The sequence below is a fragment of the Nocardia sp. BMG51109 genome, assembly GCF_000526215.1.
Taxonomy (GTDB): Bacteria; Actinomycetota; Actinomycetes; order Mycobacteriales; family Mycobacteriaceae; genus Nocardia.
Map to the genome: position 1 here is coordinate 7,251,608 of NZ_JAFQ01000004.1, position 16,539 is coordinate 7,268,146.

Annotated in this window: 12 protein-coding genes; 1 reads left to right on the top strand and 11 read right to left on the bottom strand. The window is 68.9% G+C overall.

The genetic code is table 11. The annotated features are described in order from the left end of the window. Positions 1 to 131: 131 nt before the first annotated feature. Positions 132 to 1,724 carry an ABC-F family ATP-binding cassette domain-containing protein gene (locus D892_RS0134145; RefSeq protein WP_198037057.1) on the bottom strand — a complete coding sequence of 531 codons (1,593 nt, stop codon included), beginning with the start codon at positions 1,722 to 1,724 and terminating at the stop codon, positions 132 to 134. A 251-nt stretch (positions 1,725 to 1,975) separates the two neighbouring features. Between D892_RS0134145 and D892_RS0134150 the strand changes: the two genes are divergently transcribed. Next, positions 1,976 to 2,281 (top strand): hypothetical protein, encoded by a 306-nt coding sequence (locus D892_RS0134150; protein ID WP_051499275.1) that lies wholly within the window; start codon positions 1,976 to 1,978, stop codon positions 2,279 to 2,281. 21 nt (positions 2,282 to 2,302) lie between these two features. Here the strand turns inward: D892_RS0134150 and D892_RS0134155 are convergent, their stop codons facing one another. The 10 genes from D892_RS0134155 to D892_RS48940 form a co-directional block, all read right to left on the bottom strand. After that, entirely contained in the window at positions 2,303 to 2,689 is a 387-nt protein-coding gene (locus D892_RS0134155) for a hypothetical protein (RefSeq protein ID WP_156959804.1), read from the bottom strand. A 54-nt stretch (positions 2,690 to 2,743) separates the two neighbouring features. Then, positions 2,744 to 3,316 (bottom strand): adenine phosphoribosyltransferase, encoded by a 573-nt coding sequence (locus D892_RS0134160; protein WP_024805558.1) that lies wholly within the window; start codon positions 3,314 to 3,316, stop codon positions 2,744 to 2,746. A gap of 33 nt (positions 3,317 to 3,349) precedes the next feature. Beyond that, positions 3,350 to 5,101, bottom strand: coding sequence for an ABC transporter substrate-binding protein (locus D892_RS0134165; protein ID WP_232236232.1), 1,752 nt, complete (start codon positions 5,099 to 5,101; stop codon positions 3,350 to 3,352). 243 nt (positions 5,102 to 5,344) lie between these two features. Continuing rightward, entirely contained in the window at positions 5,345 to 6,547 is a 1,203-nt protein-coding gene (gene secF, locus D892_RS0134170; RefSeq protein ID WP_036567676.1) for a protein translocase subunit SecF, read from the bottom strand. Positions 6,548 to 6,549: 2 nt separating this feature from the next. After that, positions 6,550 to 8,439: a protein translocase subunit SecD gene (gene secD, locus D892_RS0134175; RefSeq protein ID WP_024805561.1), complete on the bottom strand. Its 1,890-nt coding sequence runs from the start codon at positions 8,437 to 8,439 to the stop codon at positions 6,550 to 6,552. 100 nt (positions 8,440 to 8,539) lie between these two features. Beyond that, entirely contained in the window at positions 8,540 to 9,016 is a 477-nt protein-coding gene (gene yajC / locus D892_RS49860; protein ID WP_024805562.1) for a preprotein translocase subunit YajC, read from the bottom strand. 162 nt (positions 9,017 to 9,178) lie between these two features. Further along, on the bottom strand, positions 9,179 to 9,883 hold the full coding sequence (locus D892_RS0134185; protein WP_024805563.1) for a hypothetical protein: 705 nt from the start codon (positions 9,881 to 9,883) through the stop codon (positions 9,179 to 9,181). A gap of 71 nt (positions 9,884 to 9,954) precedes the next feature. Next, positions 9,955 to 11,430: a hypothetical protein gene (locus D892_RS42810; protein WP_024805564.1), complete on the bottom strand. Its 1,476-nt coding sequence runs from the start codon at positions 11,428 to 11,430 to the stop codon at positions 9,955 to 9,957. Continuing rightward, positions 11,427 to 11,933 (bottom strand): YbaB/EbfC family nucleoid-associated protein, encoded by a 507-nt coding sequence (locus D892_RS44180; RefSeq protein WP_024805565.1) that lies wholly within the window; start codon positions 11,931 to 11,933, stop codon positions 11,427 to 11,429. Before D892_RS44180 ends, D892_RS42810 begins: the two co-directional genes overlap by 4 nt. 76 nt (positions 11,934 to 12,009) lie before the next feature. Beyond that, a complete protein-coding gene (locus D892_RS48940; protein WP_024805566.1) occupies positions 12,010 to 16,539 on the bottom strand; it encodes a hypothetical protein in 4,530 nt (1,509 codons plus the stop codon).

The window sequence follows — 16,539 nt, forward strand, 5'->3', positions numbered from 1 at the left end:
CCGTCGCGGCCTCCGCCATCCCGCTCGGCACGGTGGTTTCCGGCACCCATTATTCCGGCGACCGCCGGCCGAAGCCACCGCCCCGGCAACCGCGGACCGACACCACCGCCCGGCGGCCGCCGGCGCGGCCACTATCCCGGCGAATCCTCCAGCAGGCCTTCGGGCGTGAGCTCGATCCGCCTGGTCACCCCGATCTCGTCCAGGAACCGTGGATCGTGGCTGACCACGATCAGCGCGCCCTCGAAGGCGGTCAGCGCCTCGGTGAGGTGGCGCAGGCTGGGCAGATCGAGATTGTTGGTCGGCTCGTCGAGCAGCAGCAGCCGCGGGGCCGGATCGGCCAGCAGCAGCATCGCCAGCGCCGCGCGCAGCCGTTCGCCGCCCGACAGCGCCGCCGCCGCGACATCGGCGTCGGCGCCACGGAACAGGAAGCGGGCCAGCTGCGCCCGGACCCGTTCGGCCGAGACGTGCGGCGTCGCGGCCGCGACGTTCTCGAACACCGAGCGGCGCTCGTCGAAGATGTCCAGCCGCTGCGGCAGCGTGCGCGCGGGCACCTTCGGCGGCGCTGCGGCGATGCGGCGCAGCAGGGTGGTCTTGCCCGCGCCGTTGCGCCCGGTGAGCGCGATCCGTTCCGGCCCGGTCACCGTCAGCGACACCACCGGCCCGTTGGCCAGCTCCACCTCGTTCAGCTCGATGACATCCTGGCCCGGATACAGCCGGGTATCGGGCAGGTCGACCCGGATCTCCCGGTCGTCGCGCACCCGCTCCTGCACCTGGGCCAGCTGCTCCTTCGCCTCGTCCACCTTCGCGATGTGGCTGTTGCGCAGCTTTCCGGCCGAGACCTGAGCCTGCCGCTTGCGCTCGCTCATGATGATCTTCGGCTCGCGCTTGTTCTCCTGCATCTTCTGCCCGTACCGCTTGCGGCGGTCCAGTTTGATGCGGGCCTCCACCAGTTCACGCGACTGCTTGCGCACATCGCTGCGGGCCTCGCGCACGGCCGCCCGGGCGGCCTCCTGCTCGGCCTCGACGATCGCCTCGTAGTCGTCGAAATTGCCGCCGAACAAGCGGACCTCGCCCTGCCGCAACTCGGCCACCGTGCCGACCCGGCCCAGCAGTTCGCGGTCGTGGCTGACGGTCAGCACCGTGCCCGGGAACTGCCCCACCACCTCGTAGAGGCGTTGGCGCGCAACCGAATCCAGATTGTTGGTGGGCTCGTCGAGCAGCAGCACGCCGGGCTCGCGCAGCAGTTCGGCCACCAGGCCCAGCAACACGGTCTCACCGCCGGACAGGGTGTCCAGGCGCCGATCCAGCTGTGCCACATCGTCGGCCAGATAGTGCAGCCCGAGGCGGCCCAGCAGCGCGATCGCGTGCTCCTCGACATCCCAGCGGGTGCCGACGGTCTCGAAATCGGTCTCGTCGCCCTCGCCGGATTCGATGCGGTGCAACGCCTTTCGCACGCCGGCGATGCCGAGCACCGCGTCCACGTGCTGACCGGCGGCCAGCCCCAGATCCTGACGCAGGTAGCCGAGCCCGCCGGGGACGGAGATCGAGCCGCGGACCGGGCGCAGCTCGCCGGCGATCAGCCGCAGCAGGGTGGACTTCCCGGCGCCGTTGGCGCCGACCAGGCCGACATGTCCGGGTCCGAGCGCGGCGTCGAGACCGTCGAACACCGGCGTGCCGTCGGGCCAGGCGAAGGTGAGATCGGAAACGACAACGGTAGATGACATGTGCATACTCCTGGGAGGTGGCGTGGGATACGGCGCACGAACGCGGGCCGCTCGGGGCTACCTCAGCAGAGCAATGCACGACTCCGATCGTCGGGAACAAGACGCGTACAAGTTAGCCGACACAACGACGACGGCGCAAGGGATATTCCGGACACGCCCGGGCCGGGTTGGGCCGAGTAGGGCCGAGTTGGGCCGAATAGGTCAAGGGGCCTGTCCGTTTCGACCGGCCGACGACCGGGCAAGTCCGACGCATGTACCGATATCGAACCGAACGCGGCGTCCACGGCCCGCGTACCGCGGCGGCGATCCTCAGTGCCGTCGGCAGCATCTTCGCCCTCATCGAGGCCGTCTACATCCTTTTGCTGGTCTTCGACGCCAACCCCGCCAACAAGTTCTTCACCTTCGTCAAGGGGATGGCCGAACCGCTGGCGCTGTTCTTCCCGGGCCTGTTCAACACGACCAACGCCGACCTGAACACGATCCTCAATTACGGTCTGGCAGCGCTGTTCTGGCTGATCGTGACGGGATTCGCCGCACGCCTGATCACGCGGTTCTGATGTGCCGAACGCGCCGCCGGCTCACAGTTCGAGCCGATGGTGATGCAGGAACTCCAGCGCCGGCGCCCAGCGCCCGGTGAACACGTCCTCCTGCCGGCCCACCGGATGTGCGGCCGCGCCCCGCTCCTCGCACGTCACCCGCGCGCGATGATGGCCCGGCGCAACGGGACCCGTATCCAGGTCCACCGTCCCGTCGGCACCGACCGCGCGCCACGGCATGTCGACGCCGGGCGCCTCGATGCGGCACGCCTGCCCCTGCTTCGCCTCCGTCACGTGCGCGGTGATCGTCGGGCCGCCGCGCACGACCGCCGACGGCGTGGCCGACGCGGTGGCGGCCCCGACGACGACAACGATCCCCACCGCACCGGCGAGGGCGGCGGACCACCGCATGGGCTTCGAACGGCTCATAGGATCACGATCGCCGAGCATAGCCACCGCCCACCCGCGCCCACAACCGCCTCGCTACAGGCTGACGATCGAGGTCAGCGGGTAGTCGCCCTGCCGCTCCCGCCCGCCGAGGAAGCTCAGCTCCAGCACCACGGCCGCGGCCACCACCTCGGCACCGGCGGAGGCGAACAGCTCCGCGCTCGCCGCCAGCGTGCCGCCCGTCGCGAGCACGTCGTCGAGCAGCAGCACCCGGCGGCCCGCCAGATCGATGCCGTCGGCCGGGATCTCCAGCGCGGCCGAACCGTATTCGAGGGTGTACTCGCGCGACAACACCGGCGGCGGCAGCTTGCCCGCCTTGCGCACCGCCACCACACCGGTGCCCAGCGCCGCCGCCACGCCCGCGCCGAGCAGGAATCCGCGGGCGTCCACGCCGGCCACCAGATCGACGTCGCCGGCGCAGGTGCCCAGACACTCGATCACCACATGAAAGCCCTCGGCGTCGGCGAACACCGGCGTCAGGTCCGCGAAACGCACTCCCGGCGTCGGGAAGTCGTCGTGCCAGCGGGTCAGGCGCTGCACCGCCTCCGCCGCCCGCGCCAGCCGCTCGCCGGCGATCTCCTCTGTTTCCACCATTCCATGTTTGCTCATCTACACCCATCCCTCAGCTCGCGCACGAAATATTCAGCGCGACAACACCCAGCGGTCCATATTCCAACCCGCACCCGCCTTGGTCGGGTTGGCGATCCCGTTCTCCATTCCGTCCCCGAACGCGATCGTCCGCGGCGTGCCGAACAGCGGAATCGACGGCATCTCACTCCACAGCAGGTTCTCCGCCTCGGTGTCGAGGTTCAGCACCGTAGTCGAATTGTCCTCGGCCGCAAGCTGATCCGCGATGGCATCGTAACGTCCGTTGCCGAAGCGGCCGAAATTCAGCCCGTCGCCGGTGCGCAGCGCCGCCGTCGCCTCGATCCCGGGCAGCGACCCGGCCGGGCCGGGTGCGGCGGCGGTGCTCCCCAGCACCGCGTCCACCGCACCCTCGCCGAGCCGGGACGGCGTGAAATCCGGTGTGCCCGCGTCCACGACGGTGACCCCCGCCGCCCGGCACGCCTCCGCGATCGCCGCCACCGTCTGCGCGCGGCGATCGTCCGGCTTGCGATAGCCGATGCGGACGGTCGGATTCTGCACCCCGGCCGCGGCCAGTGCACGCTGCGCCGCCGCCGGGTCGCCGGTGCGATACTTGTCGGCCGGACCCGTGACTGCCGGGTAGTACAGCGAATCCGCCTGCACCGTACGGGAATTCAGCGGTCCGGCGCCCAGTCCCGACTCGTTCTGGAAGCCCGGATGGCCGAACTTGTCGAACAGTGCCTGGCGCGGCACGCACAGCGCGAACGCCCGCCGCGCCTCGGCCGAGCCGAACAGCCCGGCGCTGGACAGCGTCAGCTGCTCGGCGCCGCGGCCGGGCACGTTCTCCACCGAGAACCCGTCCAGGTTCAGGTCCGGCACCGATCCGCCGCCGACGTCGACGACCCCGACCTCCTTGTCGGCGAGCTTCTGCTTCAGATCGGTGTTCTTCGGCCACACCACCACGCGCGGCGTGCGGGCCTGATTGCCCCACCAGTTCTCGTTCTTCACCAGCACCAGACCGTCGCTGTCGCTGTAGGACTCGATGCGGTAGGGCCCCGAGGACGGCAGCAGTTCGGTATCCAGCTCGCCCGGTTTCAGGTTCCATCCGGTGTTCCAGAACTGCGCCAGCCGGTCGAGCGCGTTCGTATCCCCCGCCTGCACCGCCGCCACGACGTTCGACACCCCGGCCGCCTCGGCCGCCACGTGCGCGGGCATCAGGTCGCCCGCGTTGAACAGCGTCTGCCAGGGGAGGAAGCGCTGGTTGGGCCGGAACACCACGGTCGCGTCCTTCGAGCCCGGCTGGCATTCCACCCGCTCGATATCGGAGTACCCCGCGGTGGAGGCCGCGTCGAACATCGGGACCGGGCCGCCCGGACCGGGTTTGGTGAACCGGCCGCTGCGCGCGGCCCATTCCAGCACCAGGTCGTCGCATGAGGTCGCGACTCCGTCGGAGTATTTTCCGTCCGGGTTGAGCCGGTACTGGATGGTCTGCGACTCGCCGGGCACCTCCTTCGCGGTGCCGAAATCGGTATCCGCGACCGGCTGGCCGTCCGGGCCGGTGTAGTAGAACCCGGTCAGCACCCGCGAGAACACCGCCGCCGCACCGCCGCTCGCGCCGGACGTGCTGCCGCCGTTGTAACTCACCGGCACCGCGTCGACCGCGTAACCGATCGACGGCACCTGGTTCTTGCTGCCGCATCCGGCAAGGACGCCGCCGGCGAGCGCACCGGCCGCCAGCACCCCCGCCACCCGTAGCGCACCCCGCCGCACCCGCGACCCGGGGTCGCGTCCGGCTCCGTCGTTACGCACACCGCCTCCTCCGGGCCCCTGGCTCCCGCCGCCGACGGCCGGGGACAGCTCCGAGTCCTTCGTCGTTACGCAAGCCGTCTCCTCCGGCCCCGTCGCCACCGACCGACCACGCCACCGACCGACCCGCCACCGATGGGCCACGCCACCGATCGACGACGGGCCCCAGCGCGACGGCCGGCTCGACCCCGGCACGTGCCCACCCCGCCGCGCCGCGGCCGCTCACCGTGTGTGCCCACGGCACACTCAGTGCCTTCTCTTCTGCCTCTTCCCGCTGGGCCGGGCACCGGGTCTCGGTGCGCCGGAACCGGGTGGGCGCTGCTGCCGGGCCATGCCGCTGGCCGCGCCGGCGCGTTCCGCCGCGGCCTCACCGATCCGCGCGCTGCCGGCGTTCGCCCGCTTGGCGAGCACCTTCCTGGTGTGCGCGGCGACCGGGCCGAAGCGCTCCTTGATCGACACCAGAATCGGCACCGCGAAGAAGATCGACGAGTAGGCGCCGACGATCATGCCGACCAGCTGCACCAGCGCCAGATCCTTCAGCGTGCCCACGCCGAGCAGCCACACCGCGATCACCAGCATGCCGATGATCGGCAGGATGCCGATCACGGTCGTGTTGATCGAGCGCATCAGGGTCTGGTTGGCGGCCAGATTGGCCTGTTCGCCGTAGGTCCGCCGGGTCAGGTGCAGCACCCCGCGGGTGTTCTCCTCCACCTTGTCGAACACCACGACGTTGTCGTAGAGCACGTAACCGAGAATCGTCAGCAGGCCGATGACCGCGGCCGGCGTCACCTCGAAGCCGACGATCGAATAGATGCCGGCCGTGACGATCAGGTTGAAGAACAGCGAGGCGATCGCGGCGACCGACATGTCGCGTTCGAACCGGATGGCGATGTAGATCATCGTCAGTGCCACGAACACCACCAGCGCGATGATCGCCTTGCGGGTGATCTCCCCGCCCCACGTCTCGCTGATCTCGGCGATGCTGATCGAGTTGCGGGTCACCGTGCCGCTGGAGTCCTTCGGATGGAAGGCGTCGAACAAGGCCGTCTGCACCTTGTCCTGCTGTGCGGCATCCAGTGTGTCCGAACGGATCTCGAATGCCGCGGAGGCACCGGAGCCGACCTTCTGCACCGTGACCGGGTCGTGGCCGAGCGCCTCGTTGTAGGCCTGCTCCACCTGCGAGGTGTCCATATCGCCCGAGGCCGGCAACTGGATCCGGGTGCCGCCGGCGAAATCGATGCCGAGGGTGAACCCGCGCAGCACGATGCTCAGCAGCGCGATCACCACCAGCGCCAGGCTCAGCGCGTAGTAGAACCGCCGCCGGCCGACGATCTCGAATCCGCCGGTGCCGGTGTAGAGGCGCTCGAAGAAACTGTGCTTGGGCGCGGGCCCGGCCGGCTCGGCCGGACCGTCGGCGGGTCCCGCGTCGAGGACGGAATGGTTGCTCATCCTCATGCCTCCTTCACCAGCGCGCCGGCGGCGGCCTTGCGTTCACGGGCGAGCTGCTGGACCGCGCCCAGGCCGTTGATCGAGGGCTTGGCCCAGAACGGCGAGCGCGAGGCCATCATCATCAGCGGCGCGGTGACCAGGTACAGCACGACCACGTCCAGGACCGTGGTCAGACCCAGCGTGAACGCGAAGCCCTTCACCTGGCCGGCGGCCAGGATGTACAGCACCGCCGAGGCGATCAGGCTGACGGTCTTACCCGACAGGTTGGTGCGCTGGGCCCGGGACCAGCCGCGCGGCACCGCCGAACGGAAACTTCGGCCCTCGCGCATCTCGTCCTTTATTCGTTCGAAGAACACCACGAACGAGTCCGCGGTCATACCGATGCCGATGATCAGACCCGCGATACCGGCCAGATCCAGCGTGAAGTTGATCCACCGTCCCAGGAGCACGATGATGCCGTACACCGCGAAACCCGAAGCGACCAGCGAGAATCCGGCCAGGAAGCCGAGCATCCGGTAGTAGAGCAGGCAGTACAGCAGCACCGCGACCAGGCCGATGGCGCCGGCGATCAGGCCGGCCTGCAGCGACGCCAGACCCAGGGTCGCCGAGACCGTCTGCGCCTCCGAGGTGGCGAACGACAGCGGCAGCGAACCGTACTTCAGCTGGTTGGCGAGCGCCTTCGACGAGTCGGTATTGAAGTTGCCGGTGATCTGGGTGCTGCCGCCCTGCTGCGGGCCCTGCTGCACCTGCGGAGCGCTGACCACCTTGGAGTCGAGCGTGAACGCCACCTGCTGCTGGACGTATTCACCGGTCAGCTGCGCCCACGGATCGGCCGACTTGAAGGTCAGGTTCACCGTCCACTGCGACTGCTGCTGATCGAACTCCGCGCTGGCGTCCTTGATGTCCTGGCCGTCGATGCGGCTCTTGTCCAGCACGTAGACCTGGGTGCCGTCGGTCGAGCAGGTCACCAGGGGCAGGTTCGGATCGTCGTTCCCGGTCAGCGGGTCCGGCTTGCTGCAGTCCAGGGCGGCGACCGCCAGCTGCTGGATCTGCGGGTCGGTGCTCTGCCGCAGTTCCTTCTGCGCGTCGATCTCTTCCTTGGTCTGCTGCCCCGAGGGGGTCTGCTGCCCCGAGGGCTGACCGCCGGGCTGCGGCGCCGGGCTCGGCTCCGGCGCGGGGGTCTCCGGCGGCGCCGGACTCTCCGGGGCCGGGTTGTCGGAAGGGGTGGGCGCCTGCGCCGGGAACACCCGGTTCTGCGTCGCGCCGCCGGTCTCGCCGGACGGTTCCGGGGCCGGTGCCGTCCCCGCGTCGGCCGGCGGGGCCTGGTCGCCCTGCGGTAGTTGCGGTATGCCGCCGGGAAGTTGACCGCCGTCACCGGGGGCACCCGGCATCTGAAGACCGCCGAGGCCACCCGGCATCTCACCACCGCCGAGGCCACCCGGCATCGCACCACCGCCGAGACCGCCCGGCATCTGGCCGCCACCCATGCCGCCCGCGCTCGGAGGCTGACCCGGGGCGCCGGCATACAGGACCGGCCGGATGTAGAGCTTGGCGGTGGTCGCGAGGGACTTGGCCTGCTGGCCGTCCTCACCGGGGACGGTGATCACCAGGTTGCTGCCGTCGATGACGACCTCGGACCCGGCCACGCCGAGACCGTTCACCCGGGACTCGATGATCTGCTGGGCCTGCTTCAGGCTGTCCTGGCTGGGCTTGCTGCCGTCGGGGGTGCGCGCGGTCAGCGTCACCCGGGTGCCGCCCTGCAGGTCGATGCCCAGGTTCGGCTTCGGGGACTTGTCGGCGGTGAAGAACACCAGCAGGTAGATCACGGCCAAGAGCGCGGCGTAGACGCCGAGCAATCGCAGCGGATGCCCCGTCCCCTTGGAAGGTGGCACAGTACTTGTCTCCTAGGCGGTGTCGGATGAGAAGCGGTGTCGGACATGCGCCGACGCCACCGCACCGCGGACTCGCGGCGGCGCGATGGCGCGCGTGGGGTCAGTCCTTGCTCAGGCGGCCGGCGGTGTCCTCGACCGATTCCTCCACGGCCGTGGTGCCCGCGGTGGCGTCCGAGGTGACCTTGGCCTGCGTCGGCGCGGTCCCGGTCGACTCGTGCTCCGTCGACTTGTGCTCCGTCGGCTTGTCCTCGGCCGACTTGTCCTGCGTCGACTCGGACGCCGCGGCCTCGTCGGCCGGCTCGGCGGTCTCGGTGGTCTCGGCGTCGTCGGTGCGGACGTCGCGGACCGCGGCGCGCAACCAGGTGGTCACGACGTCTTCGGCGATCTCGATGTCGACCGTCGTGTCGTCGGTGTCGACGACGGTGCCGTACAAGCCCGACGTGGTGGTGACGCGGTCGCCGATCTTCACTGTCGCCTGCATGGAAGCGACCTTCTCCGCCTCCCGCTTCTGGCGGCGGACACCGAGGAACATCGGCACGAGCAGGGCTACCAGCAGCAGCGGAAACAGCAGTTCCATCGTGTTAGTCGGTCCCTAGTCTGTGGGTTGGGATGGTTGTTTACCCACACAGTCTGCCAGTCCCGCCGAATACCGCCACACCCGCACACCCGGCGCGCGGGCGCCACCGCATAGCACGTGCCGGCACCCGGACATCGAGATGTCCGTGACCAGCGGATTCGCCTAGGCCGGCTGTTCGTCGCCGCCCTGCAGCTTGAAGTTGTAGGTGCCGTAGCGCGGGAAGTCGGTCCCCGCGTCCTCCCAGCTGTAACCGCGGCGGCCGACATGGATGAGACGAATGCTGGAATCGGCCATGATGCGGAAGCCGCTGCGGTGCGCGCGCTCGCAGAAGGCGTAGTCCTCGCCCAGGTACCAGTGGTTCTCGCCGTCCTGCTTGATCTCCGGCAGGAAATACGGCACGGTGACGCGGCCGAATTGCTTGTTGCACAGCGGCAACTTCTCGTGCTCGGCCATCGTCTCGTAGACGGTGCGCTGCGTGTACAGGAACCCGGTGGCGGCGTACTTGAGTTCGAGCAGGCCGCCCTCCTTGCCGAACATGATCCGCTCGGTGCCCGGCAGCACGTGGCAGGCCAGCGCGCGGACGCCCTTCTTCGGGTAGATGCCGCAGACGATCGGCAGGTCGTGCTCGCGCAGCTTGTCCACCGAATCCGCGTCGAAGCCGATGTCCGAGTCGATCCACATCAGCGCGTCGAAGCCGTCCAGCAGCGCGTCCGTGGCCATCTGGCTGCGGCCCTGATCGATCGCGGCGAACCCCTGGACGGTGCGGACCGTGTAGCCGCGCCTTTCCAGTTCGCTCAATCCGCGGGCGCAGTCGGGCTCGATATAGCTGCCGACCGGAACAAGTACGACGCAACGGGACGGATCCATAGGGTTATTTCTCCCTCATCGGGTTGACGGCGAGCACAACAGCGGGTTGCCGGTGGGTTATTCGATCATGGTCATGCGGTCAGGCCGGCGAGCGCGAACTGGTACATCGCACCCGCCAGGTCGGTCTCCGAACCCTCGATATCGAAGGCGCGCAACACGATATCGGCGGTGACACCGTGGGTCTCGGCGGCCTCGGCGAGTTCGGCCACCACCGGCCGGGAGGCCTGCTCACCCAGGACGGCGCAGACGACATCGACCACCGTGCCGGTCGTCCACACCCCCGGGATCGCCGGGCCGATTCCGGGCGGGTCGGGCGACTCACCGCGGTACCAGCCGCTGCCGTCCCACCAGTAGCAGAATGTGAGCATGCCGGTGGCCGCCCGCTGGTTCAGGATGGGGTTGGCCAACCATTCCGGTGCTCCCGCATAGTGATTCGGCAATTCCGCGTCCTGATTGTAGGCGGCCTCGAGTTCCGGCGCGTCCCACCGCCCGCCCGACAGCACGGCGCGGTTCCCGGGCAGCAAATACAGCGTCGAGCCGCTGCCGTCGGTCGCCTCGAACAATCCGGCCGACCCGACGATCCGCGGCCCGTTCTCGGAACCGATGGCGACGGCGGCCGCGGCGACCGTCGTCCAGCGAGCCCAGAGCACCTGCGGGTCCGGCAGGCCGAGCGGAACGCCGCCGACCCCGTTCTCCCGATCGACCCGGGCCTGGACCACCGCTTGCCACGCCGTCCGGGACTGCCGGTCGCCGTGGTGCATATACGCCGCGAGCCAGACCGGCACCCGGTCGCGCGGGTAGGTCTCGAGATCGGCGCGATAGGCCTCCGGGGGTTGCAGTTCGTCCGCGTCGAAACGGAAGTCGCCGTAGTCGTATTCGATGTTCACGACGTCGGAACCGGTGTGGTGCAACAGGACTCGCCACCAGGCGCGGTCCTGTAGCGGGACCGTGATGGCACGCAGCAGCTGCACCAGCTCCACGGCGTCGCGGGGCACCTCCACCTGTGTGATGTTGTCCAGATCGTCGGTGCAGAAGGCCACGTTCGACACCGACCGCACGGTCACCGAGAACACCATGTCCAGCCGCTGCCAGTCGGCGGGTGCGTTCGGCAGCACCGTGTCGACGATGGCGTGCGCGAGTTTCTGTACGTAGACCTCGGGATCGGCCGGGGCATCATCGGGCCCCGGCGCGCTCGTGGTCGCCGGAGAACCCGGTGCGACGACGGCCGCCCCGTCGTGCGTGGAACGGTCGTGCGTGGAACGGTCGTGCGATGTCGGCGACACGATGCCCGATACCGGCGACGCGGCATCCGATGCCGGGGACATGGCGGCGTCCGATGCGGACGGGACAGGGGCGGGTGTCGGCGACACGGCGGCCGATGCCGACGGCGCGGCATTCTCGGACGATCCGCCCAGGGTGAATGCGATATCCGGTGCCGCGCCGGACTGTTCGTCGTGCGAATCGCCACGCTCGTGCCCGTCGGCGGCGGGCGGGGCATCCGATGTGGAGGAGGGTGTGTCGCCCACTCCGGTTTCGGCATTGCTCATGGTTGCCGGCCGTTCCCCGGGAAGCGGTCACCGTCCTCGCCGGACCGCATCGATCGGGCCGCGCCCGGGGTATCGGCGTCCGGATTCGTGCCGCGGCGCGCGTCCGGTGCACTGGTCGGCGCCCGGGAGGCGCCCGGTATGTTCTCCTCGAGGTCGATCGCGCCCGACAGCAGATCGGACAGTTTGGGCCAGCGCGCCCGGCGATCCAGCAAGGGCTGCACCATTTCCCGCATGCTGTCGGCGGCCTCCTGCGCGGCCCGCTGGGTCGCCGTCGTCACCGCCAGCGCGATCTCGTCGTCGGACAGGTCGTCGATCTTGTCGGAGAAGGTCACGTCGGTGAGAATGCCGTCGGCGTCCACGGTGACGACCACCCGCCCGTCGTGCGCCGAGGCCGTCGCGGTCAGTTCCGCCCGCCGGCGATGCACGTCGACCGTCTCGCGGATCTGCTCCTGCAACCCCGCCAGCATCGTGGCCATCTCGTTCGCCAACCGCTCATTCGCCATGTTCCCGCCTCCTTACCGCCACCGCCGACCACGGTCGTCGCCCATCAATGCCGATCCTGTTACGCCGCATACCTGCTCATCCCTGGCCGTCCGGCAACGGCGGATCACCCGGCAGCCACGGGTCGCCCGGCCACCAGGGATCACCCGGCCACCGCGGATCCCCGGGAAATCGTGGGTCACCCTGCCACCGCGGCTCGCCCGGCTCCCGTGGCTCGCCCGGTCCCCGTGGATCGTTCGGGTCCTCGTCACCGGGGTCCTCGTCACCCGGATCCTCGTCGTCCGGACCCTCGTCGTCCGGACCCTCGTCGTCCGGACCCTCGTCGTCCGGACCCTCGTCGTCCGGACCCTCGTCGTTCGGAGTCTCCGTGGGGTCGACCCAGAAATCGCTGTCCGGCGCGTCCGGCGCGGCGAACGGATCCGGCATCGATGTGTCGAGCGCGATCTTTCTCGGCCGGGACCGGCCACTGAAGAACGGGCCGGACTCCAGTGTTCGCTCGTAACGAATGCTCTTCTCGAATGCCGCGAGCTCGGCCCGCGCGCGAGCATCGGATACGCCCAGGGGACCCAGCATCCGATCGGCATCCTGTAGCAGAGAGTTCATCCGATCGGCGATCCGCGCGTTCTCGACGGCGGCACCGGGCTGGTCGATGATGTTGCGCGCATTACGGACATCGTTACCCAGCAAATCCAGCACATTACGGGCGCCGTCGACAGGGCCGCCGAACTGATCGACGGTAGCGCGCGCATTGCGTACGTCATTACCGAGCACATCCAAGATGTCCCGAGCCCCGGGCGCATCGGGATTGTCACGCGCCCAGCCGACCTGGGCGCCGTATTCCTCCAGCGTCGCGCGCGCAACATCCACATCGTTGCCGTGCAGATCGACGATCCGCTGCGCCCGGTCCACCTGATCCCCGTGCTCGTCGATCGTCCCCTGCACACGATCCGCCCGATCGCGGTAATCGTCCAATGTGGTCCGCACCCGGTCCACCGTCGCCCGCGCCCTGTCGACATCGGCGCCGTGCCGGTCGATGGTGTTTCGCGCGTCACGCACATCGTTACCCAGCACATTCAGCACATCCCGCGCGCCGTCGACAGGGCCACCGAACTCGTCGACGGTAGCGCGCGCATTGCGTACGTCATTACCGAGCACATCCAAGATGTCCCGAGCCCCGGGCGCATCGGGATTGTCACGCGCCCAGCCGACCTGGGCGCCGTACTCCTCCAGCGTCGCGCGCGCAACATCCACATCGTTGCCGTGCAGATCGACGATCCGCTGCGCCTGATCCACCTGACGCCCGTACTCGTCCACCGTCCCCCGCGCAAGGTCCACCTGGTCACCGTGCCGGTTGAGAATGCCGCGGGCGTCGACCTGATCGGAGTGCTGATCCAACGCGGCTCGCATCCGGTCCACCGCAGCCCGCGCTGCGTCGACCTCGGCACCGTGTCGGTTGAGGGTATTGCGCGCATCGCCGACCCGATTCAGCACATCCTGCGCATTGTCGACCGCAGGACCGTGCTCGACGATGGTGGCGCGCGCATCACGCACATCGGTGCCGAGCACCTCCAGCGTTTCCCGGGCCCCGGGCGCATCGGGATTGCCACGCGCCCAGTCGACTCGGCTGCCGTGCTCCTCCAGCGTCCCCCGCGCAACATCCACATCATTGCCGTGCCGGTCGACGGTCTCCTGTGCCTGACGCACTCGGCCGCCGTAGTCGTTCACCGTCGCCCGGGCACGATCCACCTCGTCGCCGTGCCGGTCGATGATGTCCTGGTGCAACTTCCGAGCATTCTCGGCGGCATCCTGTAATTCTTTCCGGGCCTTCCTCACGTCGGCGGCAGCCGTTTTCTGAGGCTCCAGAACGCCTTTTATCCGGTCCTGGTATTTCGTTATCTCGCGGTCGATATGACGCAGGTTCCCCTCGGCCGTTGCGACCTTCTTGTCCTCGGCGAAGACGTTGCGCCGGGCATCGCGGAGCTGATCCTTCAGGTCGCTTCTCGTCGCGGCATCACCCGCCTGTTTCACCTGGTTGTTCAACTCGCCGACGTTGGTGGCCACATCCTTCTGATTCCGGCGCGCATCGGTCACTTCCTGTTGTGCGGCTACGCGATCCCTCTCCAGCCGGGTCAGATTGTCCCGAATCTGCTGCATGTCATACAGCGACCGCTCCGCCGATTGCCGAAACCCCGACCCGGCGTTCGGCCGATCATTTCCGTTCAGGCGTTGCTCGACGACCCGATTGGCCTCCTCCAGACGGTCCAGTGCCGTATTCAGCTCGGCTTGTTGTTCCCCGACCTTCCGATCGGCACCGGCCCGATCCTGTTGTGCCGGTGGCGGATCGGGCTGAGCTTGCGTGGAACGCGGGGCGTTCGCGACATTGTCGACCAGGTGCTGGACGTTCGGGTCGTTGCGCACCCCGTCGAGCCGGGCCTGCGCCGCATCTGCCGCCGCGCGCGCTTCCTCCGCCTGTACGCGTGCGTGATCCGCGATCCGCTGTCGCGTCGTCTCATCGGCTGCCCGCCGGTCCCGGGCGTCATCGGCGCGATCCTTCGCCTCCTGCGCCTGCCGCTCGGCAACCTCCGCCTTGTGGTCGGCATTCAGTGCATCCATCTCGGCGCGGTGCCGGGTCTCCACCGCATCGCGGTGGCGATAGGAATCGTCGTGGGACTGCTGTAACGCATCGGTCTGGTCGCTGAACGGCGACGCCACCGTGCGTCCCGCACGCTCGACGCTGCCCGTCATGCGTTCGAGAGCATTCCCGTCGAGGCGACGGGCCGTCTTGTAGTCCTGCTTATGCTGTTCGAGCAGATCCTTGTGTTGCTGCTCGTAGCTCTTCGGGGGCGGCTCGCCCGTGGAATCCGCCCGGATCGGAGTGGAATTCTGCCCCGATTGCTGAGAGTTCTGCGCCTGCGAATTTCCTGGCGGAATCGACGCCGTACTCCCACCACCCCCCTGGCCCGGCAGGTGATTCGCCGCCACGTGGCTTCCCCCGAACAGGTTCGATCGATTTTCGCTCCGTGTGTTCGTCTCACCTCCACCCAGCGTGCTCGTCTGCCCCCCGCCCGCCGTGCTCGACTGGCCCCCGCCCACCGCGCTCGACTGGTTCACACCCGGCGTGCTCGACTGGTTCACACCCAGCGCACTCGACCCACCCTGCGCAGTCGGCTGATTACCGACCGGAGTGGTCGACCGGTCCTCGCCGAGGACTGTTACCTCGTCGGCGAAACGGACACGTCCGCTCTGGCCCGGCGTATTCGGCTGGCCCCCACCCACCGCGCTCGACTGGTTCACACCCGGCGTAGCCGTCTGACCATCACCCAGCGTGCCCGACTGCGAATTCGCCTGGCTTCCCACCGGAGTGGTTCCCGTGGTCCCACCCGTCGTGGTCCCCGACGTCCCACCCGCCGTAGTCCCCGTATTCCCACTGGGCAGAGGCAATTCGGGGTGGGCGGCCGTGAAGTCCGCGCCCGTGCCGGGGGCGGCGCCCAATTGGCCGATGCCACCGCGCACTCCGCCGATCATCGCGCCCTGTGCGGCCGCGCCGATCGCGGCCGGCCCCAGGCTCTCGGCGTAGTTGGTCCCGGTCACCACCGCGGCCAGGCCGCCACCCGCGATGGAGCTCATCATATTGGTGGTGATGGCCGCCGTCGCACCGGTGATCGCGCCCGCCCAGCCCCGGGTCACGTCGGCGCCGTAGTGCTTGAACAGATCGGTGGACCATTTGTGGGCATAGACGGTCGGCAGGTGGTTGGCCCATTTGCCGACCGCACCCGCGCCGAACGACAGAAAGAAGTTCTGCCAGTTGAAGCTGTCGCGGTGGTCCTTGGCGATCTGAATGACCTGGACGAGGGCGTCCTCCCCGGCGGCCCAGCCGCCGAGGTTGATTCCACTCTTGACGAGCCATTCCGCGAACTCGTCGGGCATCACGTCGAAGAATTCGTGGACGCGCGGATACTTGGACGCCGCCTGCACCGACATCAGGTCCGCGAATGTCGATTTCGGGGTGACCTGACGTACCCCGTAACCGATCGGTTTCGCGGCGAACCCACCCAGCGTGGCGGGAATTTCGGGCAGGATCGTGACGCCCTTCACGAACATTCCGGCAGGAGCCTTGGCCCAGGGAATGGATTCGATCGCCGTCATCACCTTCCGGCCCATGCCGTAGAGAAAGGCGCGGGTCGTACCTATCGCGGCGGCCTCCACCGCCGGGGCGGTCGGCGGGAACAGCCAGGCCAATGCCAGTTCTCCGGCAAGCAGCGACAGGGAGACGATGACCGTGAGTTTGGTCTGTTCGAGATTCGTTCCGGCATTGCGGCTGGATTTGCCGATCTGCCTCATCAACTCGGCGAGATGACGGACCGACGCGTCGCCGTCGACCAGCTTGTTCATCTCGGCTTCCACCGACTCGCGGCCGGCTCCCGCCGGATATGCCGCGGCCGCCTGGCCGTTGACGGTCTCTATCTCGTCGACCAGCTTGTCCAGCTCGTCCGCGGCCCGCAGCCACGCATCGCCCATGGCGAACAACAGGTCTTCGTTGCCGTGCGGCCACTCGGCCCCGCCGATATACCCCAGCCAATGCAGCTCCGGGGGCAGCATGAGTGCCAT

Bases quoted from the DNA above. Each gene is read 5' to 3' on its own strand.
- D892_RS0134145 (WP_198037057.1), bottom strand. From the start codon at position 1,724: ATGTCATCTACCGTTGTCGTTTCCGATCTCACCTTCGCCTGGCCCGAC.
- D892_RS0134150 (WP_051499275.1), top strand. From the start codon at position 1,976: ATGTACCGATATCGAACCGAACGCGGCGTCCACGGCCCGCGTACCGCG.
- D892_RS0134155 (WP_156959804.1), bottom strand. From the start codon at position 2,689: ATGAGCCGTTCGAAGCCCATGCGGTGGTCCGCCGCCCTCGCCGGTGCG.
- D892_RS0134160 (WP_024805558.1), bottom strand. From the start codon at position 3,316: ATGAGCAAACATGGAATGGTGGAAACAGAGGAGATCGCCGGCGAGCGG.
- secF (WP_036567676.1), bottom strand. From the start codon at position 6,547: ATGAGCAACCATTCCGTCCTCGACGCGGGACCCGCCGACGGTCCGGCC.
- yajC (WP_024805562.1), bottom strand. From the start codon at position 9,016: ATGGAACTGCTGTTTCCGCTGCTGCTGGTAGCCCTGCTCGTGCCGATG.
- D892_RS0134185 (WP_024805563.1), bottom strand. From the start codon at position 9,883: ATGGATCCGTCCCGTTGCGTCGTACTTGTTCCGGTCGGCAGCTATATC.
- D892_RS42810 (WP_024805564.1), bottom strand. From the start codon at position 11,430: ATGAGCAATGCCGAAACCGGAGTGGGCGACACACCCTCCTCCACATCG.
- D892_RS44180 (WP_024805565.1), bottom strand. From the start codon at position 11,933: ATGGCGAATGAGCGGTTGGCGAACGAGATGGCCACGATGCTGGCGGGG.
- D892_RS48940 (WP_024805566.1), bottom strand. From the start codon at position 16,539: ATGGCACTCATGCTGCCCCCGGAGCTGCATTGGCTGGGGTATATCGGC.